Source organism: Faecalibacterium prausnitzii (assembly GCF_049532945.1).
GTDB lineage: Bacteria > Bacillota > Clostridia > Oscillospirales > Ruminococcaceae > Faecalibacterium > Faecalibacterium prausnitzii_N.
Genome location: NZ_CP186691.1, coordinates 1,981,354 through 2,007,643 on the forward strand (window position 1 = coordinate 1,981,354; position 26,290 = coordinate 2,007,643).

General features: G+C 62.2%; 26 protein-coding genes and 1 pseudogene. 21 read left to right on the plus strand and 6 right to left on the minus strand.

What is annotated here, in order from left to right; all coding sequences use genetic code 11:
• Positions 1–100 precede the first annotated feature (100 nt).
• On the plus strand, positions 101–820 hold the full coding sequence (locus ACNQFG_RS09775; RefSeq protein WP_423404753.1) for an ABC transporter ATP-binding protein: 720 nt from the start codon (positions 101–103) through the stop codon (positions 818–820).
• Positions 810–2,414 carry a hypothetical protein gene (locus ACNQFG_RS09780; protein WP_423404754.1) on the plus strand — a complete coding sequence of 535 codons (1,605 nt, stop codon included), beginning with the start codon at positions 810–812 and terminating at the stop codon, positions 2,412–2,414. Before ACNQFG_RS09775 ends, ACNQFG_RS09780 begins: the two co-directional genes overlap by 11 nt.
• A gap of 63 nt (positions 2,415–2,477) precedes the next feature.
• Here the strand turns inward: ACNQFG_RS09780 and ACNQFG_RS09785 are convergent, their stop codons facing one another.
• The 6 genes from ACNQFG_RS09785 to rpmB form a co-directional block, all read right to left on the minus strand.
• Positions 2,478–5,051 (minus strand): heavy metal translocating P-type ATPase, encoded by a 2,574-nt coding sequence (locus ACNQFG_RS09785; protein ID WP_423404755.1) that lies wholly within the window; start codon positions 5,049–5,051, stop codon positions 2,478–2,480.
• A 42-nt stretch (positions 5,052–5,093) separates the two neighbouring features.
• Positions 5,094–5,282 carry a metal-sensing transcriptional repressor gene (locus ACNQFG_RS09790; RefSeq protein WP_423404756.1) on the minus strand — a complete coding sequence of 63 codons (189 nt, stop codon included), beginning with the start codon at positions 5,280–5,282 and terminating at the stop codon, positions 5,094–5,096.
• A gap of 483 nt (positions 5,283–5,765) precedes the next feature.
• Entirely contained in the window at positions 5,766–6,602 is an 837-nt protein-coding gene (locus tag ACNQFG_RS09795; protein ID WP_423404757.1) for a sugar phosphate isomerase/epimerase family protein, read from the minus strand.
• A complete protein-coding gene (locus ACNQFG_RS09800; RefSeq protein ID WP_423404758.1) occupies positions 6,595–7,365 on the minus strand; it encodes an esterase family protein in 771 nt (256 codons plus the stop codon). The genes ACNQFG_RS09795 and ACNQFG_RS09800 overlap by 8 nt, the downstream gene beginning before the upstream one ends.
• Positions 7,366–7,383: 18 nt before the next feature.
• Positions 7,384–7,560: a DUF4250 domain-containing protein gene (locus tag ACNQFG_RS09805; protein WP_423404759.1), complete on the minus strand. Its 177-nt coding sequence runs from the start codon at positions 7,558–7,560 to the stop codon at positions 7,384–7,386.
• Positions 7,561–7,629: 69 nt separating this feature from the next.
• Entirely contained in the window at positions 7,630–7,818 is a 189-nt protein-coding gene (gene rpmB / locus ACNQFG_RS09810; RefSeq protein WP_082210844.1) for a 50S ribosomal protein L28, read from the minus strand.
• Positions 7,819–8,008: 190 nt separating this feature from the next.
• Between rpmB and ACNQFG_RS09815 the strand changes: the two genes are divergently transcribed.
• The 19 genes and pseudogenes from ACNQFG_RS09815 to pknB all read left to right on the plus strand — a co-directional run bounded on the left by ACNQFG_RS09815 (position 8,009) and on the right by pknB (position 26,288).
• Positions 8,009–8,683, plus strand: a complete 675-nt coding sequence (locus ACNQFG_RS09815) for a site-2 protease family protein (RefSeq protein ID WP_423404760.1) — start codon at positions 8,009–8,011, stop codon at positions 8,681–8,683.
• On the plus strand, positions 8,684–9,412 hold the full coding sequence (locus ACNQFG_RS09820; RefSeq protein WP_423404761.1) for a segregation and condensation protein A: 729 nt from the start codon (positions 8,684–8,686) through the stop codon (positions 9,410–9,412).
• On the plus strand, positions 9,409–9,942 hold the full coding sequence (scpB, locus tag ACNQFG_RS09825) for an SMC-Scp complex subunit ScpB (protein WP_423404762.1): 534 nt from the start codon (positions 9,409–9,411) through the stop codon (positions 9,940–9,942). The genes ACNQFG_RS09820 and scpB overlap by 4 nt, the downstream gene beginning before the upstream one ends.
• A complete protein-coding gene (locus ACNQFG_RS09830; RefSeq protein ID WP_423404763.1) occupies positions 9,939–10,598 on the plus strand; it encodes a DUF2953 domain-containing protein in 660 nt (219 codons plus the stop codon). The genes scpB and ACNQFG_RS09830 overlap by 4 nt, the downstream gene beginning before the upstream one ends.
• A gap of 112 nt (positions 10,599–10,710) precedes the next feature.
• Complete coding sequence (gene ytfJ / locus ACNQFG_RS09835) at positions 10,711–11,130, plus strand: GerW family sporulation protein (RefSeq protein ID WP_423404764.1); 420 nt, start codon at positions 10,711–10,713, stop codon at positions 11,128–11,130.
• Positions 11,131–11,304: 174 nt separating this feature from the next.
• Complete coding sequence (locus tag ACNQFG_RS09840) at positions 11,305–12,156, plus strand: pseudouridine synthase (protein WP_423404765.1); 852 nt, start codon at positions 11,305–11,307, stop codon at positions 12,154–12,156.
• Positions 12,157–12,326: 170 nt separating this feature from the next.
• On the plus strand, positions 12,327–13,646 hold the full coding sequence (locus ACNQFG_RS09845; protein ID WP_423404766.1) for a carboxyl transferase domain-containing protein: 1,320 nt from the start codon (positions 12,327–12,329) through the stop codon (positions 13,644–13,646).
• Positions 13,647–13,702: 56 nt separating this feature from the next.
• On the plus strand, positions 13,703–14,074 hold the full coding sequence (locus tag ACNQFG_RS09850) for a biotin/lipoyl-containing protein (RefSeq protein WP_423404767.1): 372 nt from the start codon (positions 13,703–13,705) through the stop codon (positions 14,072–14,074).
• 16 nt (positions 14,075–14,090) lie between these two features.
• Positions 14,091–15,496 (plus strand): annotated as a pseudogene (locus ACNQFG_RS09855) (oxaloacetate decarboxylase subunit alpha).
• Between the two features lie 241 nt (positions 15,497–15,737).
• Entirely contained in the window at positions 15,738–16,616 is an 879-nt protein-coding gene (locus ACNQFG_RS09860; protein WP_423406579.1) for a YicC/YloC family endoribonuclease, read from the plus strand.
• Positions 16,617–16,646: 30 nt separating this feature from the next.
• The gene (gene remA / locus ACNQFG_RS09865) at positions 16,647–16,916 is read left to right on the plus strand and encodes an extracellular matrix/biofilm regulator RemA (protein ID WP_423404768.1); all 270 of its coding nucleotides are present in this window, start codon (positions 16,647–16,649) and stop codon (positions 16,914–16,916) included.
• A gap of 2 nt (positions 16,917–16,918) precedes the next feature.
• Positions 16,919–17,491 (plus strand): guanylate kinase, encoded by a 573-nt coding sequence (gene gmk, locus ACNQFG_RS09870; protein ID WP_423404769.1) that lies wholly within the window; start codon positions 16,919–16,921, stop codon positions 17,489–17,491.
• A gap of 22 nt (positions 17,492–17,513) precedes the next feature.
• A complete protein-coding gene (gene priA / locus ACNQFG_RS09875) occupies positions 17,514–19,772 on the plus strand; it encodes a replication restart helicase PriA (RefSeq protein WP_423404770.1) in 2,259 nt (752 codons plus the stop codon).
• Between the two features lie 16 nt (positions 19,773–19,788).
• Positions 19,789–20,325 carry a peptide deformylase gene (gene def, locus ACNQFG_RS09880; RefSeq protein ID WP_291018674.1) on the plus strand — a complete coding sequence of 179 codons (537 nt, stop codon included), beginning with the start codon at positions 19,789–19,791 and terminating at the stop codon, positions 20,323–20,325.
• Positions 20,325–21,245 carry a methionyl-tRNA formyltransferase gene (gene fmt, locus ACNQFG_RS09885; protein ID WP_423404771.1) on the plus strand — a complete coding sequence of 307 codons (921 nt, stop codon included), beginning with the start codon at positions 20,325–20,327 and terminating at the stop codon, positions 21,243–21,245. The genes def and fmt overlap by 1 nt, the downstream gene beginning before the upstream one ends.
• A complete protein-coding gene (rsmB, locus tag ACNQFG_RS09890) occupies positions 21,242–22,564 on the plus strand; it encodes a 16S rRNA (cytosine(967)-C(5))-methyltransferase RsmB (protein ID WP_423404772.1) in 1,323 nt (440 codons plus the stop codon). Before fmt ends, rsmB begins: the two co-directional genes overlap by 4 nt.
• 35 nt (positions 22,565–22,599) lie before the next feature.
• The gene (rlmN, locus tag ACNQFG_RS09895; RefSeq protein ID WP_423404773.1) at positions 22,600–23,640 is read left to right on the plus strand and encodes a 23S rRNA (adenine(2503)-C(2))-methyltransferase RlmN; all 1,041 of its coding nucleotides are present in this window, start codon (positions 22,600–22,602) and stop codon (positions 23,638–23,640) included.
• Between the two features lie 19 nt (positions 23,641–23,659).
• Positions 23,660–24,409 carry a Stp1/IreP family PP2C-type Ser/Thr phosphatase gene (locus tag ACNQFG_RS09900; RefSeq protein WP_423404774.1) on the plus strand — a complete coding sequence of 250 codons (750 nt, stop codon included), beginning with the start codon at positions 23,660–23,662 and terminating at the stop codon, positions 24,407–24,409.
• Complete coding sequence (pknB, locus tag ACNQFG_RS09905) at positions 24,402–26,288, plus strand: Stk1 family PASTA domain-containing Ser/Thr kinase (RefSeq protein ID WP_423404775.1); 1,887 nt, start codon at positions 24,402–24,404, stop codon at positions 26,286–26,288. The genes ACNQFG_RS09900 and pknB overlap by 8 nt, the downstream gene beginning before the upstream one ends.
• Positions 26,289–26,290 lie beyond the last annotated feature (2 nt).

Below are 26,290 nucleotides of genomic sequence, written 5' to 3' on the forward strand. Positions count from 1 at the left end.
TGCATCCCGACTTGCGCCGAAATGCTTGACAGGCACTTCCGCGGATGATACGATTTGGCTATCAAACAGGAGCGCGTCAAGACCGAAAGGAGAGATCCGAATGCTGGAGATCCGGCATCTGACCAAACAGTACGGCGAGAAAACGGCGGTGGATGACCTCACACTGACCATCCGGCCGGGAGAGATCTTCGGCTTCATCGGGCCGAACGGGGCGGGCAAGACCACCACCCTGAAATGCTGCTGCGGCATCTTGCAGCCGGATCGCGGCGAGGTGCGGGTGAACGGCTGTTCCATGCGGGACGACCCGCTTGCGGCCAAGCGTCAGCTGGCCTATCTGCCGGATGACCCGGCTCTTTATGGCTACATGACCGGTATCCAATATCTGGATTTCATTGCGGACGTGTTCGGCGTCCGCGAGGCTGCCCGCGCCGAGCGGGTGCGGGTGTACGGCGAGCGCTTTGCGCTGACCGAAGCACTGGGCCAGCCCATCAGTTCCTACTCCCACGGCATGAAGCAGAAGCTGGCCATTCTGGCGGCACTGCTCCACGCGCCCAAACTCATCCTGATGGATGAGCCGTTCGTGGGGCTGGACCCGCTGGCCTCCCGCCAGCTCAAGCAGACCATGCGGGCCTTCTGCGATGCAGGCGGGGCCATCTTCTTTTCCACCCATGTGCTGGAAGTGGCCGAAAAGCTCTGCGACCAGGTGGCCATCCTCCGGCAGGGGCGGCTCGTGCGGGCTGGCTCCATGGCCGAGGTGCGGGGCGATGCTTCGCTGGAATCGGTCTTTCTGGAGCTGGAAGGGGTGCAGGATGGACACTGAGACCAGATGTCTGTTCCGCGCTCTGTTCCGGAAACAGCTGCGGGAGCAGGGGGCCTTCCTTGTCCGGAGCGCCAGCACCGGCAGACACCGCACCAGAGCGGGCCGACTGGCGTTCGGAGCGCTGTATGGGGGCATCGTGCTGCTGGTGATGGGCAGTTTCTTCTCGCTGGCGTGGCCGCTGGGGGAGCTGCTGCTGCCCGCCGGGCAGGAGGCACTGTACTTCCTGACGATGGAGCTTCTGGCGCTGGCTGTCGGCGTGTTTGCCGGGGCATTTTCCAGCTATGGGAGCCTGTTTCAGGCCAGGGACAACGACCTGCTGCTGGCGATGCCCATCCCGCCGTGGATGATCTTTGCCGTCCGGATGAGCGGGCTGTACGCGATGTGCCTGTTCTATCTGCTGCTGCTCTGGGTCCCGGCAGAGGTGGTGTATGGGCTGTATGCAGCTTCTCCGCTGGGCGGGCTGCTGAGTGCAGTCCCCATGGCGCTGGTGCTGGCCGGGGCAGCGACCCTTCTGGCGGCGCTGCTGGGGTGGGTGGTCGCTCTCTGCACTGCGCGGGCCGCACACAAAACGCTGGTCACGATTGCGGCAACACTGGGGCTTGCGGTGGTGTATGGTCTCGTCTACCAACGGGGAATGGCTCTCCTTGAACAGGTGCTGGGGCAGGCGGCGCTGGGAGAAAACAACACGGCCCTAACGGGTGCGGGGCACTTTTTGGGACGTGCGGCCTGCGGGGAACCGCTTCCGCTGCTGGTGCTGGCCGTTGGCATCGTGCTGCTCTGCGCCGCGCTGGGCAGGGCGCTTTCCGGGCCGTATCTGACCTTGATGACGACCCGGCGCGGGGCTGTGAAACGGACGCGGGCGCGGCTGGCCCGCCGTTCCTCGCTGCGGCGGACGCTGCTGCGCCGGGAACTGCTCCATCTGGGCAGCAGCGCGTCCTATCTGCTCAACTGTGCCATGGGTTCGCTGGCGCTGCTGCTTCTCAGCGGCGCAATGGGATACAAGGCGGACGCACTGCGGGCGTTGGCGGCGCGGCTGCCCACGCAGGAGCTGGGCGCGGTGCTTCTGACCTTCACGGTAGTGCTGGTGGCCGGGATGAACCTCCTCACCGTGCCGTCCGTCTCACTGGAAGGGGAACAGCTGTGGCAGCTGCAAAGTCTGCCGGTGACACCATGGCAGGTGCTGCGGGCGAAACTGGACCTGCATCTGCTGGTCACCCTGCCGCCCGCGCTGCTCTGCCTGGCTTGCGGGCTGGTGCTTCTGCGCGTGCCGTGGACTTCGGCCCTGCTGGCGGGTCTGCTGGTGGCATTGGATGTTGTTTTCACAGCTGCCGCCGGGCTGATGTTCGGCGTGACGATGCCGCGCTTTCACTGGACGAGCGAGATGGCCGTCATCAAGCAGAACCCCAGTGTTCTGCTGGCACTGCTTGTCAACTGGGCCGCTGGCTTTGTGCTGGGCGTGGGGGTGCTGGTGCTGGCGCAGTTCGTGCCGGTCGAGGCCGCATGGATGGCAGCATTGGGCATCCTTGCCCTGGCCGATGGGGCTGCGCTCCGCTGGCTGAAGACGAAGGGCGCAGAACGATTGCAGAGATTATAAAAAGACCCTCTCCGACCTTGCTTTACTGCAATGTCCGGAGAGGGTCTTTTTGGCAGGTGCGGCTTATTCGATGCCGGTCACTTTGTAGTCCTGGTCTTCAACGGCCTTCTTCAGGGTCTCGTTGGCGACATCGGCGCTCAGGGTGACGACGGCAGTGCCGGTCTCGTGGCTGACCACGGCCTCGTCCACCTCGGGCAGGGCTTCCAGAGCCTTCTTCACGCGGGCTTCGCAGTGGCCGCACATCATGCCTTCCACTTTCAGGGTCTTTTTCATAAAACGTTCCTCCTTGACAGTGGATTCCGAAACGGGTTCGGTCGTATCTTCAGCCTGCGGCTGCGCGGCAGCGGGCAGGGCGGAAGTCTTGATCTTGTGGTCGTGTTTGGTGCTGTGCACGTCGAACAGGTTCAGGCGCAGGGCGTTGCTTACCACGCAGAAGCTGGAAAGGCTCATGGCAGCAGCACCGAACATGGGGTTCAGCGTCAGGCCGAAGGGGATGAACACGCCTGCGGCCAGCGGGATGCCGATGATGTTGTAGATGAACGCCCAGAACAGGTTTTCGTGGATGTTGCGCAGGGCAGCGCGGCTCAGGCGGATAGCGGCGGGCACGTCCGACAGCTTGGAGTTCATCAGCACCACGTCCGCCGCGTCGATGGCAACGTCGGTGCCTGCGCCGATGGCGATGCCGGTGTCGGCACGGGTCAGGGCCGGGGCATCGTTGATGCCGTCGCCCACCATGGCCACCTTGCCGGATGCCTGCAGCTGGCGAATGACCGCTTCCTTGCCGTCGGGCAGCACGCCTGCGATCACCTCGTCCACACCGGCCTGCCTGCCAATGGCGTCGGCAGTGCGCTGGTTGTCACCGGTGAGCATGACCACGCGGATGCCCATGGCCTGCAGTTCCCGGATGGCGCGGGGGCTGTCCTCCTTGATGGTATCGGCCACCGCGATGATGCCCAGCAGACGGCCTGCTCCGCCGAAGAACAGGGGCGTTTTGCCCTCGCTTGCCAGCGCGGCGGCTTTTGCCTTCAGGCTTTCCGGCACAGCGGCCTTTGTCGCAAGGAAGGACGCATGGCCTGCGTAAATTTCTTTGCCGTCCAACTTTGCAGTCAGGCCGTTGCCGGGCAGGGCTGCAAAGTCGGAGACTTCCGGGGCCTCGATGGCATGGGCCTCGGTGTAAGCGAGAATGGCCTTTGCCAGCGGGTGCTCGCTCTTGCGCTCCAGTGCGGCGGCAAGGGTGAGCAGCTCCGCCTCGGAAACGCCCTCGGTGGGCAGAATGTCAGTCACTTTTGGTTCACCGCTGGTGATGGTGCCGGTCTTGTCCAGCGCCACGATCTGGGTGCGGCCTGCAGCTTCCAGCGAAGCGGCGGTCTTGAACAGGATGCCGTTCTTTGCACCCAGACCGTTGCCCACCATGATGGCCACCGGCGTTGCCAGACCCAGCGCACAGGGGCAGCTGATGACCAGCACGGAGATGCCGCGGGCCAGCGCATAGCCCAGCTCCCGGCCCAGCAGCAGCCACACGATGGTGGTGACCACCGCAATGGTAATGACCGCAGGCACGAAGAAACCGGACACTGTATCGGCGATTTTTGCAATGGGAGCCTTGGTGGCGGCGGCATCGCTAACCATCCGGATGATCTGGGCAAGGGTGGTGTCCTCGCCCACGCGGGTGGCCCGGCACTGCAGGAAACCGGACTGGTTGGTGGTGGCAGCGCTCACCTTATCGCCCGCAGCCTTGTCCACGGGGATGCTCTCGCCGGTCAGGGCGCTCTCGTTCACGGCGCTGGTGCCTTCCAGCACGATGCCGTCCACGGGGATGTTCTCACCGGGGCGGACGACAAAAACATCGCCCTTGCGTACTTCCGCGATGGGGACGCTGACTTCGGTGCCGCCCCGCAGCAGGGTGGCGGTCTTGGGGGCAAGCTTCATCAGGCTCTTGAGCGCGTCGGTGGTCTTGCCCTTGGAGCGGGCCTCCAGCATCTTGCCCACCGTGATGAGGGTCAAGATCATGGCAGCGGACTCAAAGTAGAACTCCATCATATAATGCATGACCAGCTCACTGTTGCCGTCCACCTGCGCGCGGGTCATGGCGAACAGGGCGTAGGTGCTCCACACAAAGCTTGCCATGGAACCCATGGCCACCAGCGTGTCCATGTTGGGCGAGCCGTGGAGGAGGCCCTTGAAGCCGTTGATGAAGAACTTCTGGTTGATGACCATGACGATGCCCGCCAGCAGCAGCTGCACAAGGCCCATGGCGATGTGGTTGCCGTCGAACCAGCGGGGCAGGGGCCAGCCCCACATCATGTGGCCCATGGAGAAGTACATCAGCACCAGCAGAAAGCCCAGCGACGCAATGAGCCGCCGCTTGAGCTTGGGGGTCTCGTGGTCGGCCAGCGCGTCAAGGTCGGCGCTGGGGTCCGGGGCAGCGGTGGGCCCGCCTGCCTTGGGGCTGGCGCCATAGCCTGCATCCTGCACCGCCTTGACGATGGCGGCGGCACTCGCGGTGCCCTCCACGCCCATGGAGTTGGTCAGCAGGCTCACCGAACAGCTGGCAACGCCGGGCACCTTGCTCACGGCCTTCTCCACCCGGGCGGAGCAGGCTGCGCAGCTCATGCCGGTAACGTTGTATTGTTCCATAGTCTTCACTCCTTGCGATGGGTCAGCTTGTCCGAAAAAGGGTCATTTCATGAGCTTGGGCAGCAGATTCACCAGCTCGTCCAGCTTTGCCTCGCTGCCCGCGCGCAGGTCGTCCGCCACGCAGGTGGAGATGTGCTGTGCCAGCAGCTCTTTGGAAAAGCTGTTCAGCGCCGAGTTCGCCGCCGCCACCTGCACAAGGATGTCGGCACAATAGACGTCTTTTTCGACCATGCCGCGGATGCCCCGGATCTGGCCCTCGATGCGGTTCAGCCGGTGGATGAGGCTCTTGTACTCCTCTTCGCTCCGCTTTTTGTGGCGGCAGCAGCAGGCGTGCAGGGTCTCTGCTTCGGCCTGCGCTGTTTCGGCGGCTGCATCTTCGCAGCAGGGGCAGGGGACGCTTCGTGCAGGGCACAGCGGGGGCAGGGTTCCATCTCGCTGCTCATGGGAACAACTCCTTTCAAATTACCCCTTGGGGGTATCTTTCGTACAAAGGCATTGTAGCACAGCTTGTCCTACAGAACAAGTAGGAAATGAAATTTCAATTGTGAATTTTTCGTGAACACAGAAGATAAAAAAGAAGGAGCTGAAGAGACTCCCCCAGTCACCTGCGGCGACAGCCCCCTCGGAGAGGGAGCCTTGCCTCCCTCCTTGAGGGAGGTGGCATCGCATCAGCGATGACGGAAGGAGTTTCTTCAGCTCCTGAAACACAAAAGCTTATTCGCAGAATTTCCGCATAAAGGCGATATCGCTGGCAGCGCGGGCGGGGACGGCTTCCTCACGCAGGACCGGGAAGGCGGCCTGCGGCATCTGCTTCAGCATGGCGAAGCCGCCTGCATAGTCCACGCAGGAATCCTCCAGGCTGGTGGAGTACAGGGTGCCGTCCGGCCGGAAGTTCTGGCCTTTGAAGTGGACGGCGGTGATCTTGTCGCCGTACCAGCTGCCCACCTTGTCCCAGATGCGGCGCTGCGCGTCCAGCGAAGCGTCCTCCGGGCTGACGTAGTTGGCAAAATCGCAGAGGACGCGCAGGTTGGGGCTGGCGATGGTGTCCAGCACCATCTTGACGGCCTCCGGGGTGTTCATGGCGTGGTAGTAGACGCACTCCACGGCGAACAGCACCCCCTGCTCCTCACAGACGGGCAGGATCTCGCCCAGGCTGCGGAGAAGGGCTTCCTGCGCTTCCTTGCGGGTGACACCGGGCTGCTTGGCCATGTTGGTGGTCTCGCTGCCCATGCAGCCGGCGTGCAGCACTTTGGCGACCGGGATCTGGCTCAGAACCTTGGCGACCTCGGCGCGGCGCTTGTCCTCGTCGGCATAGCTCAGCTCGACATAGGTGCCGTTCACCGCGATGGAAACACCGGCAGCGGCGGCAGCGGCGCGGGTGGCCTCGATCAGTTCCGGGGTGACATCGGCATAGCTCTTCACGCCCTCAATGGCCTTGGTGTAGGCCAGCTGGGTGCAGGCAAAGCCCGCCTTGCCGATGGAAGCGAACAGCTCATCCGGGGTGTGACGGCCAAAATCATGCCCGCGGGCACCGATCACAAATTCAGGCATGGCTTCCTCCTTCTCCAAAGAGGCGTTCTGCGAACAGGTGCAGCTCCTTGCCCCACCAGTACCAGTCGTGGGAGACATCACTGCCCCAGAACTCGCAGTGGGCGGGCAGACCGGCGGCGGTCAGGGCCTCGGAGAGGGCGCGGGTGTCGGCCTGTGCCTCTTCCTCGTAGCTGCCCTGCCCGGCGCAGAGGATGAGGTCGTTCTCCTCCGCCTTGGCAAAGGCCTTTTTGTCCACAAGGCCGGTCTCGGTCAGGTAGGCGAGGGGGGCATTGCGGAGCACGAGGTCGTCCTCGGCGCTGCCCAGAAAGCGGCTCATGTCGTACAGGCCGGACAGACCGATGGCACCGCCGAACACCTCCGGGCGGCGCAGGCGGCAGTTGATGGCCTGACAGGCACCGGTGTCCACGCCGACGCACCAGATGAGCTGGCCTTTCTCGGTCCGGTTCAGTTCCCGGATGCGGGCGGCCAGCTCGGTGGACAGGTAGTTGAAATACTTTTCCTCCATCTCGGCGCGGCGGCGGGGCGCAGCATCCCCGGCCAGCAGGCTCTCGGCGTCGATGCCGTCGGCGGTGAAGAGCTGGAGCTTGCCGCTGCTCAGCAGGGAAGCCACCGCTTCGGGCATACCGTTGTTCTCCCAATCATAAAAGCGGCCGCCGCGGGCAGGCAGAGCCAGCACCGGCACACCGGCGCTGCCGTATACCTTGAACTCCATCTCGCGGTTCAGCACGCTGCTCCACTCTTTGTAATAGGTACCTTGCATCATGAAAGCATCCTCCTGAATTTATACGAATTGATTCCGCACCGGGTCGTATCCGTACCCGGCGGCAGCGAGCGTTGCGCACAGCGCGGCCTTGTCCTCGTCCAGGTCGTCGCACAGTGCGTCGAGGCTGGGGTAGAAGTCGCGCAGCTTCAGGTTCACCACGCTCAGCAGCATGATGGGATCGTTGGGCAGAGCCATCTGAAAAACCTCCTCCTGGAAAACAAAAAAGCCGGCCACTCGACAAAGTGACCGGCCACATACACCAAATTAGACAGCGCGGGTAACTTTGCCAGCGCGCAGGCAACGGGAGCATGCGTAGACGTACTTGGGAGAACCCTCAACGACCGCCTTGACACGACGGACATTCGGCTTCCAGGTACGGTTGGAACGACGATGAGAGTGAGAAACCTTGATACCAAAGGCAACACCCTTGCCGCAGCATTCACATTTAGCCATGGTACTTGCACCTCCTGCAGTGAAGTAAGGAATCAAAATAATCAGCTTGACTATTGTACCAGAGTCGGGCAGAAATTGCAAGCATTTTTTTGAAATTTCTGTAACCTTTTTTATCTGTGGGCCAAACCCTTGTCTGAAATCAAAAAACATAGTACAATAAGACAAAATAATCCACTGTTAGGAGAATACGATGACCTCACGCGGACTGTACTATTTTATCCGCGCGCTGGTGGCGCTGGTGGCCATCCCCTTCCACGAAGCGGGCCACGCCCTCGCAGCCTGGCTGCTGGGCGACCCTACGGCCAAGCGGGAGGGGCGGCTTTCGCTGAACCCCTTTGCCCACTTTGACCTGCTGGGCACGCTGTGCATGGTGTTTGCGGGCGTGGGCTGGGCAAAGCCCGTCTCCACCGACCCCCGTAATTTTAAAAACCCCAAGTGGGGCATGGCCCTCACCGCGCTGGCTGGCCCGGTGGCGAACCTGCTCCTGGCCTACCTCGCGATGGTGGTCTGGAAGCTGCTGTATTACTGGGCCCCGGTCACGGTCGGAACCGTGTTTGCAGCCCGCTTCCTGCAATATCTGGTCATGATGGACGTCAGTTTGGCAGTGTTCAACTTGATCCCGGTGCCGCCGCTGGACGGCAGCCGCATCCTGCTGGTGCTGCTGCCCCGGCGCATCTACTTCGGCATCATGAAATATGAGCGGGTGATCCTCATCGTCATGCTGGCGGTGGTCTGGAGCGGCTTTCTGGACGGCCCGCTCACCCTGCTGAACGATGCCGTGTGGGACCTGCTGGATCTGGGCACCGGCTACATCGACCAGATCGCCTATTCCATGTATTACGCATCCATCGGGACGGTGATCTGAGTGGCAGAAGAACTGACCTTCCATCTGGCGGACTTCGAGGGCCCGCTGGAACTGCTGCTGACGCTGGTGCAGAAGCATAAGATGGACCTGCATAACATCCCCATTCTGGAGCTGATCGACCAGTACACCCGCACTGTGGCGGCGGACGCCGGAGCCGACCCGGAGACGGCCAGCGCCTTCATCGAGATGGCCGCGCGGCTGGTGGAGATGAAAAGCTACCTGCTTTTGCCCCGCAGCGAAGAGGGCGAGCGGCTCAAGCAGGAGTTCACCGGCCAGCTGATCGAGTACGACCAGTGCCGCCGCATGGCCGGGGCATTGCGCGCAAAAGGGGAGCAGGCCCCGGTCTTCGTCCGGAGACCGCTGGAAGTGGAGCAGGACAACACCTACGACCTCTTCCACTCGCCGCAGGTGCTGGCGGACTGCTGGCAGGCGCTGGCGGGCCGGAAAGCGGCCGTCGTCCGGCAGCCCACCCAGCAGCAGTTCGAGCCGCTGGTCACAGCGCCCATGGTGTCGGTGACGAGCCGGGTGGTCTATATCCTGCGCCAGCTCATCGGGGGCAGTGCCCGGAAGCTGGGGCAGCTGTTTTCCCGCCGCCAGAGCCGGAGCACCCATGTGGCCACCTTTCTGGCCTTGCTGGAGCTGGTGCGCGGCGGGCGTGTCACCCTCGGCCCGGACGGTGCGATGACCATGCGCCGCGGGCGGCTGGACCGCACAAAGGAGAACGAATGAACCAGAAAAAACTGCGAGCCGCCGTGGAGGCGATGCTCTTTGCCTATGCGGAACCCATCGGAGCCGACAAACTGGCTCAGGCGCTTCAGATGCCGGTCTCCAGCGTGGAGCCGGTGCTGGAAGAACTGCGTACCCGCTACGCCCGGGAGGACAGCGGCCTGTGCCTGCTGCACCTGAACACCCGCTGGCAGCTTGCCACCAAGGCCGACTTTGCCGAACCGGTCCGCCGGGTGCTGGATACCCGGCGCTCGGTGCCGCTGGGCCCGGCGGCGATGGAGACCCTGACCGTGATCGCCTACAACCAGCCGGTGTCCCGCGCCTTCATCGAGCAGGTGCGCGGCGTGGATTCCTCGTCCAGCGTGTCGGGCCTGCTGGAAAAGGGCCTCATTGAGGAAGCCGGACGCCTGGACCTGCCCGGACGGCCGGTGGCGTTCCGGACGACGGATGTGTTTCTGCGGTGCTTTGGCCTGTCCAGCCTGGATGACCTGCCGCCCATCCACAGCAGTGAAGAAAGCGGGGGAGAGGTATGAGTGTTCTGAGCGTTTTGGGAGCGGTGCTGCTCGTTCTCTTGAAAGGGATCGGCATCCTGCTGCTGGTGGTCCTGACCCTGGCGGTGGTGCTGCTGTTCTGCCCCTTCTGTGCGGACGTGCAGTGGGAGAACGATGTGCTGACCATCCGGGCCGGTGCGCTGGGACTGACCCTGCCGGTGTTCCAGTATCCTGCACCGGAAAAGCCGAAAAAGAAAAAGAAGAAAAAACCGGCCGGACAGAAAGCGGACCAGAAGCCCAGGCCGGAGACCCCGCCCCGCAAAAAGGCCCGGCTGACCCTGAACATCCTCTGCACCATCCTGCGGGGGGCGGGCCGGCTGACCAGAGCCATCATCGGGTCGCTGCGCATCACGAAGATCGACGTCGTGCTGGGCGTCCGAGGCGAGGACCCCGCCGAAGCTGCCCGCAGCTATGGCAGGCTGAACGCCTGGCTCTATCCGGCATTGGGCTTCCTCGACCGGTTCGTCTATCTCGATTTTGAGCAGCTGCGGCTGCTTCCGGATTTCGGCTCGGCCCAGCCGACGGTGCAGGACCGGGTGTCTTTCCGGGTGTCGGCACAGGCGTATGCCATCGTCTTCACGGCAGTGCGGGTGCTGTACGAGTTCTGGCGCAAAAAAGTATTGGACATCTTCCTATAATTTGGTTATAATATAACTGTATGGTGTGTTCTGCCTGTCCGCTGCGGCGGGGGCAATTCCGGAGAAAGTGTTCCCGCTTTTTCCCACTCATTGAAATAAGGAGGCCGATTTTATGGCTGAGCATCCCATTCAGGGCCTGATGAACGTTACCATGGAGAAGATCCACCAGATGGTGGACTCCAACACCATCATTGGCAAGCCCATCATCACCGAGGACGGCACCACCATCCTGCCGGTTTCCAAGGTGAGCTTTGGCTTTGCCTCCGGCGGCACCGACTTTGACGGCAAGAACGCCGCCAACAAGGACCTGTTCGGCGGCGGCTCCGGTGCGGGTGTGAACATCCAGCCGGTGGCCTTCCTTGTGGTAAAGGACGGCTGCGTGCGCACCATCCAGCTGTCCGACGGGGCCAACACCGTGGACCGCGCCCTGACCATGATCCCCGAACTGGTGGAGAAGGTCAGCGTCCTCATCGACAGGAAGGGCGGCAAGGCGGCCCCTGCGGAGCCCAGCCCCGAAGCGCCCAACGCGTAAGAAAAGGCGCATGAGCTTCCCCTTGAGGGGAGCAGCCGAATGAAGCAAGATGGATGAGGCAAACGCGCGAAAATGCGCACCCTCATTCGGCACTGCGTGCATCCTTTCCCGCAAGGGCAGGGCTCTTCAGCGCGGTGCATTTTGAGCGCCGGGAGGCGCACAAGGAGTTTTATTATGGCAGAAGAACGTATTCAAAAGATCATGGCTGAACAGGGTCTGTGCTCCCGCCGTGCGGCAGAACAGATCATTGCCGAGGGCCGCGTGAAGGTCAACGGCCACCCCGTCAAGGTGGGCGACAAGATGGACCCCAACCGCGATGTGCTGCACGTGGACGACGAGCGCATCTATATCCGCAAGGATCAGCAGATGTACTATCTGGCCCTGTACAAGCCCCGCGGCTATGTGACCACCGCCAGCGACGAGCTGGGCCGCAAGACCGTGATGGAGCTGGTGAGCGATATCCCCGCCCGCCTGTACCCGGTGGGCCGTCTGGATAAGGACAGCGAGGGCCTGCTGCTCATGACCAACGACGGCGCGTTTGCGCAGGCCGTCACCCATCCGTCGGGCGGCATCTCCAAGCTGTACCGCGTCACCGTGCAGCCCCGCGCCGATGAAAGCCAGATCCTGAAGCTGAGCAGCGGCGTTGTGCTGGACGACGGCACCAAGACCATGCCCTGCGCCATCAACGTTGTCACCGACGAGCCGGGCCGCACCGTGATGGAAATGACCCTGAAAGAGGGCAAGAACCGCGAGATCCGCCGCATGTGCGAGACCGTGGGCCTTGAGGTGGTGCGCCTGAAGCGCAACGCCGAGGGCGTGGTGAAGCTGGGAATGCTCAAGCCCGGTACCTACCGTGAGCTGACCAAGGCAGAGATCAACGGTCTGCGTGCCGCTGCCGCCAAGGGCCGCGCCCAGACCCGCAGCGCCGCAGTGCAGTCCAAGGCTGCCGAGCGCCGCCCCCGCGGCCCGGTGGGGCAGGGCGCAAAGCGCGGCGAGCGCAATGCACCCGCAAAACGGAGAAAATGATGGTCCCCACAGCATCTTTGTCGGGCAGACCAAGGCGGCCGGGCCTGAGATGGAAAAGATTGTGAGATTTTCCCTCAAAAATGGGGCGTTCGGCACTTGAGAATCCTGACAAAATATAGTATAATAAAACTAATTTTGAAAGCTCACACAGACAACCAGGAGGTCTTACCATGGCTTCAAAGATCAATAAGGGAGAAATCCTCGCCAAGTTTTTTGATGACGGGGAATACACTGCACTGTTTGCTGACGGTGCAGTGAGCGCTGCCTGCGGCTATGCGGCAGGTCAGCAGGCTTACGCTGTTTACCAGAACGGCGAAGCTGTTACCGTAAAGGATGTTGAAAAGAACATCAAGGTTCTGGAGATGGCAGCTCAGACTGGCTGCCCGGTCGTCACCTTCTACAACTCCGTCGGCGCAAAGCTGGCTGAGGGTCTGGACGTGCTGACCGCCAGCGCAAAGCTGAATGCTGCCATCGCCAAGGTGTCCGGCGTCGTGCCCCAGGTGGCAGTCGTCACCGGCGTGTGCGGCGGTACCAGCGCACTGAGCGCTGCCAATGCAGATGTCTGCATCATGGCTGAGGGCGCAGAGCTGTTCTTCACCGCTCCGTTCACCTCTGCTGCCAAGGGCGACAAGGTGGCAGATGCAGGCTCCGCTGAGGCTGCTGCCAAGGCCGGCGTTGCTGCCATCGTGGCCGAGAGCGCTGCCGAGGCTGCCGAGAAGGCTGCTCACATCGTGGGCCTGCTGCCGGCCAACAACCTGACCGGCCCTGCGATCTTTGAGTTCGAGCAGCCCACCGCGGTCCTGGCCGCTGGTGCCGCTCCGGAGAAGGCTGCTGCTGCCGTGGTCGATAAGGACAGCGCTGTGGAGCTGTATGCAGGCTTTGGCAAGTCTGTTTACACCGCATTTGCCACCGTGGGCGGCAACGCCGTGGGCGTTGTGGCCACCGGCAAGACCCTGTGCCACAACTGCGTGGCCAAGGCTTCCCGCTTTGTGCGCCTGTGCGATGCCTTCAGCGTGCCGGTGATCACCATTGTGGATACCGAAGGCTTTGTGCCCAGCGCGACCGACGACATTGCAGGCGGCATCCGTGAGGCTGCCCGTCTGGCTGCTACCTATGCCGACGCTACCACCGCAAAGGTGGCTGTGCTGGCTGGCAAGGCCGTCGGCCCTGTTTACACCGCTCTGGCCAATGCCGACCTGAAGATCGCCGTCAACGGCTGCGTGGTCAGCGCTCTGGAGCCCAACGCTGCCGTCTCCGTTCTGTACAAGGAAGAGATCGATGCTTCCGACAACATCATTGCAGCCACCAACGCAAAGGCTGCTGCTTACACCGCCGAGGTGTGCAGTGCCGCCAACGCTGTGGCCTGCGGCGCTGCCGATATGACCTGCGACGCTGCCAACGCACGCGCAAGCGTTGTGGCTGCGTTTGAGCTGCTGAGCACCAAGCGTGCTGCCCGCCTGCCCAAGAAGCACGGCAACATGGCTCTGTAAGCGTTCCGATCGTAAAACGTACATAGGATAAATGATTGATTCAGGAGGATCCTTCCATGAAGTACTACAATATTACCGTCAATGGCGTTGCTTACAGCGTCTCCGTGGAGGAGACTGCCGCTGGTGCTGCTCCGGTTGCTGCTGCCGCTCCCGCTGCTCCTAAGGCTGCTCCGGCTCCCGCTGCTGCTCCCAAGGCTGCTGCAGGCGCTGCTGGTGCCGTTGCCGTCAAGGCTCCCATGCCCGGCAACATTCTGGATGTCAAGGTCAAGGCCGGTGCATCCGTGAAGGCTGGCGACGTGCTGGTGATCCTGGAGGCCATGAAGATGGAGAACGAGATCGTTGCTCCGCAGGATGGCACTGTGGCTTCCATCAACGTCAACAAGGGCGACACCGTCAACTCCGGTGACGTTCTGGTTTCCATGAACTAAGGGAGAGGTGACAATCATGGCCAAAAAGCCGATCAAGGTTACTGAGGTCGTCCTGCGCGATGCCCACCAGTCTCTGCTGGCCACCCGCATGACCATGGATGAGATGCGTCCCATCCTGCCGGAAATGGATAAGATCAACTACTTCTCCGTGGAGTGCTGGGGCGGCGCTACGTTCGACAGCTGCATCCGCTTTCTGGACGAAGACCCGTGGGAGCGCCTGCGCATCCTGCGCAAGGAGCTGCCCCACCAGAAGCTGCAGATGCTGTTCCGCGGCCAGAACATGCTGGGCTACCGCCCTTACGCAGACGATGCCGTTGAGTACTTTGTGCAGAAGTCTGTTGCAAACGGCATCGACGTGATCCGTATTTTCGATGCACTGAACGATCCGCGCAACCTGCAGACCGCCATCAAGGCAGCCAACAAGGAAGGCGCTCATGTGCAGGGCTGCATCAGCTACACCCTCAGCCCCGTGCACAACAACGAGTACTTTGCAGCCTACGCCAAGACCCTGGAGGAGATGGGCGCAAACTCCATCTGCATCAAGGATATGGCCGGTCTGCTGACCCCCTATACCTGCTACGATCTGGTGAAGAAGCTGAAGGAGACCGTCAGAGCATCCCTGTTGACATCCACAGCCACTACACCGCAGGTCTGGCTTCCATGTCCATCCTGAAGGGCATCGAGGCAGGTGCCGACATCATCGATACCGCCATGAGCCCCCTGAGCCTGGGCACCAGCCACATGCCCACCGAGAGTCTGGTCGCTGCCCTGCAGGGCACCGATTACGACACCGGTCTGGATCTGAAGCAGCTGAACGTTGTGCGCGCATACTTTGCAAAGCTGCGCGAGAAGTACATTGCCAACGGCCAGATCAGCCCGAAGAGCCTCGGCGTGGATGCAAACACCCTGCTGTATCAGGTGCCGGGCGGCATGTTCTCCAACATGCTCAAACAGCTGAAGGATGCCGGCAAGGAAGATAAGCTGGACGAAGTGCTGGCAGAGATCCCCCGCGTCCGCGAGGATGCAGGCTATCCGCCGCTGGTCACCCCCACCAGCCAGATCGTTGGTACGCAGGCTGTGTTCAACGTGATCCTGGGCGAGCGCTACAAGATGGTCACCAAGGAGTTCAAGGGTCTGGTCCACGGTGATTACGGCAAGACTCCCGCTCCCATCAAGCCCGAGTTTACCAAGAAGATCCTGGGCGACGAGCAGCCCATTACCTGCCGCTTTGCTGATACTCTGGCTCCTGAGATGGACAAGCTGAAGGCAGAGGCTGCCAAGTGGGCAACGCAGGAAGAGGATGTGCTGACCTACGCAATGTTCCCGCAGGTGGCACCCAAGTTCTTTGAAAAGCGCAATGCCAAGAAGCAGGGCGTGGACGGCGACCATGTGGACTACACCAATCAGTCTCATCCTGTCTAATTGAATCCCTCTGGCCCCTCGCAGTTTTGCGGGGGGCTTTTTGTGTCTGCGGAGCAGCGGTGCCGTTTGTGTGACTTTTTCGTGGCAAAAGCTGATTTTTTCGCCGCATTGCTTGCAAAAACGGGGCCAGCAGAGTAAAATGATAGCATATGTATCGTAACATGGGCGGGTGTGCCCAAAAGCGGATACATATACTGGAATTTGTCCGCAAAAAACCTATGTCAGAAGAGGAAATTTGACCATGATCTTAAGCATGACCGGCTTTGGCCGGGGGACTGCTGTGCGCAATGGCCGTGAGATCACGGTGGAGCTGCGCAGCGTGAATTCCCGCTACTTTGAGTATTCTTCGCGCATCCCGCGCACCTGCAGCTATCTGGACAGCCGCCTGAAAAAGCAGCTCAACGAGCGCATTTCCCGCGGCAAGGTGGAGCTGAGCATGACCGTGCAGAATGTGGACGCTGCCGACACCGTCGTCACCGTGAACCGGGAGCTGGCCAGAAGCTACCAGCAGGCCCTGCGGGACCTGTCCGAGGAACTCTGCATCAAGAACGACATCTCCGCCAGCCTCATTGCCCGCTTCCCGGATGTGCTCACCACCCGCCACGCGGATGTGGACGAGGAACAGCTGTGGGAAGATGTTTCTGCCGTTACCGCACAGGCGCTGGACCGCTTTGTGGAGATGCGCGCCGCCGAGGGTGCCAAGATGAAGGCAGACGTGGAAAACCGCCTGAACTTCCTCGAGGAGTGCGTGGGCAGGGTGGAGACTTTGAGCGCAGGCCGCGTGGAAGCCTACACCAACCGCCTGTACGAGAAGCTCAAGGTCATTCTGGAGGACCGCGATATCGACGATGCCCGCGTGCTGACCGAGGCCGCTATTTTTGGCGATAAGACCGCTGTGGATGAAGAGACGGTGCGCCTGCGCAGCCACATTGCGCAGTACCGCGATATCCTCAAGCTGGACGAGCCGGTGGGCCGCAAGTTGGACTTTTTGACGCAGGAGCTGAACCGCGAGACCAATACCATCGGCTCCAAGTGTCAGGATCTGGATATCACCCGCATCGTGGTGGATATGAAGGCGGAGATCGAAAAGATCCGCGAACAGATCCAGAATCTGGAGTAACGTATTGATACATTCGGATCGGAGGAGAAGATGAAGCTCATCAACATCGGGTTTGGCAATATGGTCAGTGCAGGCCGTGTGGTGGCAGTGGTCAGCCCGGATTCCGCCCCGGTCAAGCGCCTTGTAAAGGAAGCGCGGGAGCGCGGAATGCTGATCGATGCATCCTATGGCCGCAGCACCCGTGCAGTGCTTATCATGGACTCCGATCATGTGGTGCTCTCGGCGCTTCAGCCGGAAACGGTGGCCAGCCGCGCCGCCGGGCAAGCTGAGGGCAAAGGCTCAGAGGAGGAACAGAAATAAAGATGGAAAATGAAAAGTATCTGTTTGTGGTCTCCGGCGCGGCCGGTACCGGCAAGGACAGCGTGGTGAAGGCACTGCGCGAAGCACACCCGGAGATCGAAAAGACTGTTTCCGCCACCACCCGCGCACCGCGTCCCGGTGAGCAGGAGGGCGTGGATTATTATTACCGCACCCGGGAGCAGTTCCAGCAGCTGATCGAGAACGATCAGGTGGTGGAGCACAACTTCTACAACGGCAACTACTACGGTACCCTGAAAGAGGAGATCCACAAGCGGCTGGAAGCCGGCAAGCTGGTCGTTCTGGTCATCGATGTGCACGGCGCAGCGAACATCCGCCGCATGTTCCCGGGCGCGACCACCGTGTTCCTGCTGCCGCCGTCGGTGGAGGAGCTGGAGCGCCGTCTGCGGGGCCGCGGCACCGAGACCGAGGACAGCATTCAGGAACGTCTTGCCACCGCCCGGCAGGAGCTGGCCCAGCAGGATAAATTCACTCTGAAGCTGGTCAACGACCAGGTCGATACCTGCGCCGATGCACTGTATCAGGCCATCTGCCAGCGGGCGGGCCTCGCACACTGAAACCAAACCCGGAGGAAGCTGAATGCCCAAAACGGTAGGCGTTGCCGTCAGCAATGCGACCTTCCACTTTGATAAGCTTTATACCTATGCCGTCATGCCGGACCAGCAGGACGCCGTCCGGCTGGGCAGCATGGTGCTGGTGCCCTTTGGCCGCGGCAGCCGCGCCCGCATGGGCGTGGTGCTGGCCTGCGATGCCGAACCGGAAAGTGCAAAGCTGAAATATCTTTTCGACGTGGCCCCGGCATCCGCCTGCCTGACCCCGGAACTGCTGCGGCTGGTGCATTTTCTGAAGGAACGAACCTTCTGCACCTATTACGAGGCGGTCAAGGCGGTCATTCCCTATGGTGCACAGTACAAGCCTGCCGTGGCGGCAGACGGCGTAACGCCGGTGCTGCAAAAGCAGCTCACCCGCCACACCGAGAACTCCTACCGCCTTGTGGGCGGGCTGCCGCCAAAGCCGAAGCCGACAGCCAAGCAATTGGCGGCAGTGGCGCTGCTGGGCGGTGGGCCGCACACCCTGAACGAGCTGGAAGACAAGGGCATCAGCCGTGCCGTGCTGGATAACCTGTGCGCCAAAGGCGTGCTGGAATGCAGCAAGGTGAATAAATCCATCGACCTGTATGCGAGCATCCCGCTGAAAAATGACCCCATCCTTCTGACGAGCGAACAGCAGGCCGCATACGATGCCCTGCTGCCGCACCTCGAAGATGCCGAACCCCACTCGGCGCTGCTCTACGGCGTGACCGGCAGCGGCAAGACGCTGGTGTTCTTAAAACTCATTGCCCGCTGTCTGGAGCAGGGCAGGCGTGCGCTGGTGCTGGTGCCGGAGATCAGCCTGACCCCGCAGATGATCCTGCGGCTCAAGAGTCAGTTTGGCCGCCGGGTGGCGGTGCAGCACTCTGCCCTCAACCACACCGAACGCCTTTTGCAGTGGCAGATGATCCAGGACGGCGGCGCAGACATCGTGGTGGGCACCCGCAGCGCCATCTTTTCGCCGCTAGAAAACATCGGGCTCATCATCATCGATGAGGAGCAGGAGCACACCTACCGCTCGGAATCCGCGCCCCGCTATTCTGCCCACGAGGTGGCCCGGCAGCGCGCGGCGGAAAGCGGTGCATTGCTGCTGCTGGCAAGCGCCACCCCCAGCACCGAGAGCTTTTACGCGGCCCAGCATGGCCGCACCCAGCTGGTGCGGCTGACCCAGCGCTACGGCGGCAACCCGCTGCCCACGGTGCAGATCGTGGATATGCGCGCAGAGCTGGCGGCAGGCAACCCGCGGGAGATCAGTCTGTCGCTGGAAGATGCCATCCGCCGCAATCTGGATGCAGGCAAGCAGACCATTTTGCTGCTGAACCGCCGGGGCTACCAGACCATGGCCCAGTGCGAGGACTGCCGCGAGGTGCTCAAGTGCACAAAGTGCAGCGTGCCGATGGTGTACCACAAAGCGGCGCACAAGGTATTGTGCCACTACTGCGGCAGCCAGATGGAACCGCCCACTGTGTGCCCCGCCTGCGGCGGCAAGCTGCAGTACCGGGGCTTCGGCACCCAGAAAGCGGAGGAAGAGCTGGCAAAGCTGTTTCCGGATGCGCGGGTGCTGCGCATGGATCAGGATTCCACTGCCGCAAAGGATGCCCACGAAAAGCTGCTGGCAAGGTTTGCGAACCACGAATATGACATCATGGTGGGCACCCAGATGGTGGCCAAGGGACTGGATTTTGAGGATGTGACCCTTGTGGGCGTGCTGGGCATCGACTCGCTGCTATTTGCGCAGGGCTTCCGCGCGTATGAGAACGTGTTCAGCCTCATCACGCAGGTGGTGGGCCGCAGCGGACGGGCCAGAGACCCCGGCTTTGCCATCATCCAGACCACCGACCCCGATAACCCGGTGCTGAACCTTGCCGCCGCGCAGGACTACGATGCCTTTTTTGAGCAGGAGATCGCCTACCGCAAGCTGGGCCTGTACCCGCCCTTCTGCGGGCTGTGCGTCATTGGCTTTGCAGGCGCAAAGGAGATCGAGGTAGCACGGGCGGCGGCGCGCTTTGCGGCCCTGCTGGGCCAGCAGGCGGCAAAACAGCCGGACCTGCCGCTGCGGGTGCTTGGCCCCACGCCCGGCAGCATTGAAAAGATCAACGACACCTACCGCTACAAACTTACCATCAAGTGCCGCAACGACCGCCGCTTCCGCGACCTCGTGCGCAGCGCACTGGAATTGTATGAACAGGAAAAACTTCCGTCCAAGGCCACCGTTGCGGTGGACCTGCACTCGGACGGTGACATCTGATTTGGAGGTACCATAAATGGCAATCCGCAATATTGTAAAAGAGGGCGATCCCATCCTGAACAAGGTCTGCCGCCCCGTCACCACCTTTGATGACCGTCTGGCTACCCTGCTGGACGACATGCACGAGACCATGATCGCCGCCGACGGCGTGGGTCTGGCCGGCCCGCAGGTGGGCATGCTGCGCCGTCTGTTCGTGGTGTGGGACACCACCGACGCGCCCGAGGAGATCCCCGAAGATTACGAATATAAGTTCATCGACTTCGTCAACCCGGAAATTCTGGCTGTATCCGAGGAAGAGGAGACCGCCTACGAGGGCTGTCTGTCCTTCCCGGGCCACAACGGCGCCGTGACCCGCCCTGTTGCTGTCAAGGTGCGCGCACAGGACCGCCATGGTGAGTGGTTCGAGTTGGAAGCTGAGGATCTGCTGGGCCGCTGCATCCAGCACGAGAACGACCATCTGGACGGCATTACCATCATGCAGTCCAGCGAGTATTTCTATGAGGATACCGAAGAGGGCAAAAAAGCTGCCCGCGAAGCGAAAGGAAACAAGTAATGCGCATTTTGTTCATGGGCACGCCGGATATTGCCGCAGAGTGCCTCAAAGCCCTGTATGCCGCCGGGCATGATATCTGCGCGGTGTACACCCGGCGGGACAAGCCGGTTGGCCGCAAGCAGGTGCTTACCGCACCCCCGGTCAAGGAAGTGGCCCTTGCCCACGGCACGCCGGTGTTCCAGCCACGCACCCTGCGGGACGGCAGCGAGGACGAGAACATCCGCGCACTGGCCCCGGAACTGATCGTGGTGGTGGCTTACGGCTGCATCCTGCCCGCCAGCGTGCTTCAAGCCCCCAGGTATGGCTGCATCAACCTGCATGTCTCCCTGCTGCCCAAGTACCGCGGCAGCGCCCCGGTGCAGTGGGCCGTGCTGAACGGCGATGCCGAGACCGGCGTTTCCATCATGCAGATGGACGAGGGCCTTGACACCGGCGATGTGCTCTGCTGCGAGAAGATGGCCATCGGCCCCGAAGAGACCAGCGGCGAACTGTTCGACCGGGTGACGGCAGTCGGTGCCCGCGTCCTCTGCGAGACCATCCCGCAGATCGCGGCAGGCACCCTCCGGCCCCAGCCGCAGGATCACGCCCATGCGACCCTCGCGCCCATGCTCGACAAGGAGATGGCAGAGTTCCGCCTGACCGAATCGGCTGCCCACATCCACAACTGGGTGCGCGGCATGAACCCGTGGCCCGGTGCATGGTTCGTCACCTCCGGCGGCAAAAAGCTCAAGGTGATGGAGTGCCGTGCCGTGGAAGCTCACGGCGAAGCGCCCGGCACCGTGCTGGCCACAAAGCCGCTCACGGTGGCTTGCGGTGAGGGGGCCGTCCAGCTGCTGAATGTGGTGCCGGAAGGCAAAAAGCCCATGGACGGCACCTCGTTTGCAGCAGGTCTGCGGCTCAAAGCGGGGGACTGCCTGTGAGCGGGCCGAATCCCCGCGCGGCGGCAGTGGCGGCGCTGGTGCGGCAGGAGCAGGATGGTTTTTCCAACCTTGTTCTGGATGCCGAACTCAAGCGCCAGCAGCTGGAAGGCCGCGATAAAGCTTTTGCCAGCGCCATCTTTTACACGGTGCTGGAACACCGGGGCACGCTGGACTACATCCTGTGCCAGTTCCTGCCCAAGGGCCTTGCCAAGCTGGACGCTCCCGTCCGGGAGATTTTACGCTCCGCTCTGGCGCAGGCCCGCTATATGCAGGTGCCGGTGTCCGCTGCGGTGAACGAGGCCGTCAAGCTGACCCGTGCCTTCAAAAAATCCAGCGCATCCGGTCTGGTCAACGCCGTGCTGCGCAAGGCGTGCAGCTACGACCTGAGCACCGCCCGGTTCCGGAATGAGACCGAGCGGCTGATGGTGCTTGGCTCTGCCGGGCGGGATGTGGCGGATTTCCTCCGCATCCATTACCCGGACGAGGCGCTGGGCATCCTGACCTATGCGGCCGACGGCGGCATGACCAGCCTGCGGGTCAACCCGCTCAAGGCCGATGCCGCCACCCTCTGCGAAAAGCTGGCGGCGCTGGGCGCAGCGGCCGAGCCGGGCCTTGTGCCGGGCAGTGTGCTGGCCGCATTTGAGGGAAGCCCTGCCGAGAACGTGTGGTTCCGGCAGGGGTACTTCCATGTGGAAGGGCAGGCCAGCCAGCTGGCGGCGCTCTGCGTGGACGCACAGCCCGGAGAAACAGTCATCGACCTGTGCGCCGCGCCCGGCGGCAAGACCATTCTGCTGGCCGAGGAAATGCAGGGGACCGGCCGTCTCGTCAGCTGCGATGCCGCCGAGAACCGCGTGGGCCTGATCCGCACGGCAGTGCAGCGCATGGGCTTGACCAATGTGGAAGCCCTGTGCAACGATGCAACCCGGCAGAACCCCAGCCTGCCCCAGGCCGACCGCATCCTTGTGGACGCCCCCTGCAGCGGCCTTGGCATTCTGGCAAAAAAGCCGGATCTGCGCTACAAAAAGCTGGAACCGGCCCGCGAAGCTGAATTATTGGCCACGCAGTCGGCCATTCTGGACACAGCGTCCTCTCTGCTCAAGGCGGGCGGGCGGCTGGTGTACTCCACCTGCACCATCGACCCGGCAGAAAACGAAGAGCAGGTGGCGGCCTTCCTTGCTCGTCACCCGGAATTTTCCGTCGTGACGTCCGAGGTGCCGTTCCCTGCCGGGATGACGGCAGGGGAGCACGGCGCGCTTTCGGTGCCCACCCGTACCGGCATGGACGGCTTTTTCCTCTGTGCGATGCAAAAAGCGCAATGAGGCAGCCGCCTGAATCGTATCAATAGGAGAACACAATGGAACAAAAACGCTGCATTTCCTCCCTGACGCTGGAACAACTGGCCGCAGAGCTCAAGGCGCTGGGCCAGCCCGGCTTCCGGGCAAAGCAGATCTTCCACTGGGTGCACCAGAAGCTGGTCACCGAGTTTTCTGCCATGACCGACCAGCCCAAGACCCTGCTGGCAAAGCTGGAAGAAAGCTTCTACATTGCCGCGCCCAAGATCGAGCGCAGGCAGGAAGCAAAGGACGGCACGGTAAAATATCTGCTGCGCATGGCGGACGGCAACTGCATCGAGACCGTCGTGATGCGCTACCACTACGGCAACACGGTGTGTGTGTCCACGCAGGTGGGCTGCCGCATGGGCTGCCGCTTCTGCGCGTCCACCCAGGCGGGCCGCGTGCGCGATCTGGAAGCAGGCGAGATCTGCTCTGAGATCTACACCGCCCAGAAGGATATCGGGGAGCGCATTTCCCACATCGTGCTCATGGGCATTGGCGAACCGCTGGATAACTTTGACGAAGTGATGAAGTTTCTGGAGAACATCACCTCGCCCGAGGGCGTGAACATCGGGATGCGCAACATCAGCCTTTCTACCTGCGGTCTGGTGCCCAAGATCGACCAGCTGGCCGAGAAAAAGCTGCAGCTGACCCTCTCGGTGTCGCTGCACGCACCCAACAATGAAATTCGCAGCGGCATGATGCCGGTGAACGATGCCTATCCCGTGGAAGTGCTGATGCAGGCCGTGCGCCGCTATCAGGACACCACCGGCCGCCGCGTGAGCTTTGAATATTCCATGGTGCGCGGTGTCAATGATTCCGATGCCTGCGCCAGACAGCTGGCAAACCTGATCCGGGGCATGGGTGCCCATGTGAACCTGATCCCCATCAACCCGGTGGACGGCAGCCCGTACTCGGCCACCGATGCAGCCAACGTGCACCGCTTCCAGCAGAAGCTGGAGAGCCTTGGCGTGAACGCTACGGTGCGCCGCCGCCTTGGCAGCGAGATCAGCGCCGCATGCGGCCAGCTGCGCCGTGACGAAATGAACGGGAAAGCGTAAATATCAAAGGGAGAAGCCTATGAAACTTGCAGGAAAAACGGATGTCGGCAGGGTCCGGCAGGATAATCAGGACGATTATCGGGCCGGGGAGCTGCCCGGCGGCGCGGTGTGGGCGCTGGTATGCGACGGCATGGGCGGCGCAAAGGGCGGCCGTGAAGCCTCGCAGGGGGCGTGCAATGTCATCGAGAATTTCTTTCAGGAGCAATACGCCCAGTGCGGGGCAGGGCAGGAGGAGCCATTTCTGAAAAAAGCGCTCCTCTACGCCAACCGCTTTGTGTTCCAGAAGGCCCTGCGTGAGGAATCGCTGGCGGGCATGGGCACCACGGCTGTGTGCGCACTGGTGCGCGGCGGCAATGTCTACCTCTGCCATGCAGGTGACTCCCGCGCCTACCTCATCCGGGATGGGAAGCTGACCCAGCTCACCCACGACCACTCCTATGTGCAGGAGCTGGTGGACTGCGGCACCATTACCGTGGAGGAGGCCGAGCACCACCCTCAGAAGAACATCATCACCAAGGCGCTGGGCGTGGACTACCGGCTGGACTCGGAGTTCACCGCCGCGAAGCTCAAGCGGGAAGACCGGCTGCTGCTCTGCACCGACGGCCTGACCAACATGGTGCCGGTGGAGGAGATGGAAGAGCTGCTGGCGCAGGGTACGTTCTACGACCTGCCCGACCGCCTCATCGAGGCAGCCAACGCCCACGGCGGCCCGGATAACATCACCGCGCTGCTGCTGGCCGTGGAGCCGACGGAGGTGGAGCATGGATAATCTGATCGGCAAGACCCTCGATGGCCTGTACACCGTCCGGGAGCTGATCGGTTCCGGCGGCATGGCAAACGTCTACAAGGCGGTCGTGGGGCCGGGCGGGCCGGTGCCGGAGGGCACGGTCGTAGCCGTCAAGGTGCTGCGGCAGGAGTATATGCACGACCCGGACCTTGTGCGCCGCTTTAAAAATGAATCCAAGGCCATCTCGCTGCTGAACCACCCCAACATCGTAAAAGTGTACGATGTATCGGTGAATGATGATCTGCAGTATATCGTGATGGAATATGTGGACGGCATGACATTGCGCGAGTACCTTAACCAGCGCGGCGGCAGGCTGACCAACCGGGAGACCGTGCACTTCATCTCCCAGATCTTAAAGGCGCTGGAACATGCCCACGCCAACGGTGTGGTGCACCGGGACATCAAGCCCCAGAACATCATGCTTTTGGACAACGGCCAGCTGCGCATGATGGATTTTGGTATTGCGCGCATCTCCCGTGCCGAGAACCAGCTGCTGAGCGGCAAGGCCATGGGCAGCGTGCACTATATCAGCCCGGAGCAGGCCAAGGGCGATGAGACCGACTGCACCAGCGATATCTACTCGGTGGGCGTGATGATGTACGAGATGCTTTCGGGGCATCTGCCGTTTGACGCCGACGATGTGGTGGAGGTGGCCATCAAGCAGATCACCGACAAGCCAAAGAGCCTGCAGGAGCTGGCCCCCACCGTGCCCCACGGCCTGGTGGAGATCACCGAACGCGCCATGGCAAAGCGGCCCGAAAACCGCTACGCCAGCGCCGCCGAGATGCTGGGGGCACTGAACGCCTACGTGGAAGATCCGTCCATCGTGTTCAATTACACCTATCTCCCCGATGAAATTCCTGAAAAGGTGGTGGAGCACCCCGTGAAAACCAAAAAAGAAGCCCCGGAACCGAAAAAGACCCGCAAAAGCAAAAAGAAAAAGCCCATCTTCCTGCCGGTGCTGTTCGGCATCACCGTTGCGTTCGCGCTGGCCTGCATGGCGCTGTGCTGGACCATCCTCAACGATTCCAGCACCCTAATGAGCGAAAAGGCCGACATCGTGCTGGCCGATTACAGCGGCATGACCCAGGATGAGGTGAACGCCCAGCCGCAGGTCTCCTCCGGCCAGATCACCGTCAACTGGGAGCAGTCGTACAGCAACGACTATGCCGCCGGTTATGTCTACCGGCAGTCGCCGGTGGCGGGCCGCACCGTCCGCGAGGGTCAGAGCGTGACCCTGACCATCAGCCTTGGCACCCAGTACGTTACCGTGCCGGACCTGACCAACTATGTGCAGGCCGATGCAGAGCAGCAGCTCAAGAGCCTCGGCGTCTCGGTGCTGATCACCCAGGCCGTGGACGACACCGTGGCGGCAGGCTCCATCATCCGCACCGACCCTGCCGCCGGCAGCCAGGTGGCGGTGGGCTCCACCGTTGTGGTCTATGTGAGCCGCCCGCAGGTCAGCACCACGGCCAAGGTGCCGTCTCTGGTGGGTCTGTCCAACGTGAACGATGCCCGCACCCTGCTGGTGCAGAACCATCTGGGCCTTGGCAGCCAGACCGAGCAGTACAGCGACAAGCCTGCCGGTACCATCATCGGGCAGAACCCTGCCGCCGGTTCCACCGTCAAGGTGAACAGCCGCGTCAGCGTGACCGTCAGCGCAGGGCCCGAACCTGTGCCGGAGACCCCGGCCGAGGAGCCCGGCAGCACCTCGGAGAGCGGCAGTTCCAGCGCCAGCAGCTCCAGCGGCGACTGGTGGAGCGGCCTTGTGGGCGGCGGCAGCTCTTCCTCCTCCAGCGACTCTTCCGGTTCCAGCTCCGGCACCAGCCTGAGCGACTGGTGGAGCTCGCTGCTGTCGTAACG

Coding starts and splice junctions, on each gene's coding strand:
- ACNQFG_RS09775 (WP_423404753.1), top strand. CDS start 101: ATGCTGGAGATCCGGCATCTGACCAAACAGTACGGCGAGAAAACGGCG.
- ACNQFG_RS09780 (WP_423404754.1), top strand. CDS start 810: ATGGACACTGAGACCAGATGTCTGTTCCGCGCTCTGTTCCGGAAACAG.
- ACNQFG_RS09785 (WP_423404755.1), bottom strand. CDS start 5,051: ATGGAACAATACAACGTTACCGGCATGAGCTGCGCAGCCTGCTCCGCC.
- ACNQFG_RS09790 (WP_423404756.1), bottom strand. CDS start 5,282: ATGGTCGAAAAAGACGTCTATTGTGCCGACATCCTTGTGCAGGTGGCG.
- ACNQFG_RS09795 (WP_423404757.1), bottom strand. CDS start 6,602: ATGCCTGAATTTGTGATCGGTGCCCGCGGGCATGATTTTGGCCGTCAC.
- ACNQFG_RS09800 (WP_423404758.1), bottom strand. CDS start 7,365: ATGATGCAAGGTACCTATTACAAAGAGTGGAGCAGCGTGCTGAACCGC.
- ACNQFG_RS09805 (WP_423404759.1), bottom strand. CDS start 7,560: ATGGCTCTGCCCAACGATCCCATCATGCTGCTGAGCGTGGTGAACCTG.
- rpmB (WP_082210844.1), bottom strand. CDS start 7,818: ATGGCTAAATGTGAATGCTGCGGCAAGGGTGTTGCCTTTGGTATCAAG.
- ACNQFG_RS09815 (WP_423404760.1), top strand. CDS start 8,009: ATGACCTCACGCGGACTGTACTATTTTATCCGCGCGCTGGTGGCGCTG.
- scpB (WP_423404762.1), top strand. CDS start 9,409: ATGAACCAGAAAAAACTGCGAGCCGCCGTGGAGGCGATGCTCTTTGCC.
- ACNQFG_RS09830 (WP_423404763.1), top strand. CDS start 9,939: ATGAGTGTTCTGAGCGTTTTGGGAGCGGTGCTGCTCGTTCTCTTGAAA.
- ytfJ (WP_423404764.1), top strand. CDS start 10,711: ATGGCTGAGCATCCCATTCAGGGCCTGATGAACGTTACCATGGAGAAG.
- ACNQFG_RS09840 (WP_423404765.1), top strand. CDS start 11,305: ATGGCAGAAGAACGTATTCAAAAGATCATGGCTGAACAGGGTCTGTGC.
- ACNQFG_RS09845 (WP_423404766.1), top strand. CDS start 12,327: ATGGCTTCAAAGATCAATAAGGGAGAAATCCTCGCCAAGTTTTTTGAT.
- ACNQFG_RS09850 (WP_423404767.1), top strand. CDS start 13,703: ATGAAGTACTACAATATTACCGTCAATGGCGTTGCTTACAGCGTCTCC.
- ACNQFG_RS09860 (WP_423406579.1), top strand. CDS start 15,738: ATGATCTTAAGCATGACCGGCTTTGGCCGGGGGACTGCTGTGCGCAAT.
- remA (WP_423404768.1), top strand. CDS start 16,647: ATGAAGCTCATCAACATCGGGTTTGGCAATATGGTCAGTGCAGGCCGT.
- gmk (WP_423404769.1), top strand. CDS start 16,919: ATGGAAAATGAAAAGTATCTGTTTGTGGTCTCCGGCGCGGCCGGTACC.
- priA (WP_423404770.1), top strand. CDS start 17,514: ATGCCCAAAACGGTAGGCGTTGCCGTCAGCAATGCGACCTTCCACTTT.
- def (WP_291018674.1), top strand. CDS start 19,789: ATGGCAATCCGCAATATTGTAAAAGAGGGCGATCCCATCCTGAACAAG.
- fmt (WP_423404771.1), top strand. CDS start 20,325: ATGCGCATTTTGTTCATGGGCACGCCGGATATTGCCGCAGAGTGCCTC.
- rlmN (WP_423404773.1), top strand. CDS start 22,600: ATGGAACAAAAACGCTGCATTTCCTCCCTGACGCTGGAACAACTGGCC.
- ACNQFG_RS09900 (WP_423404774.1), top strand. CDS start 23,660: ATGAAACTTGCAGGAAAAACGGATGTCGGCAGGGTCCGGCAGGATAAT.
- pknB (WP_423404775.1), top strand. CDS start 24,402: ATGGATAATCTGATCGGCAAGACCCTCGATGGCCTGTACACCGTCCGG.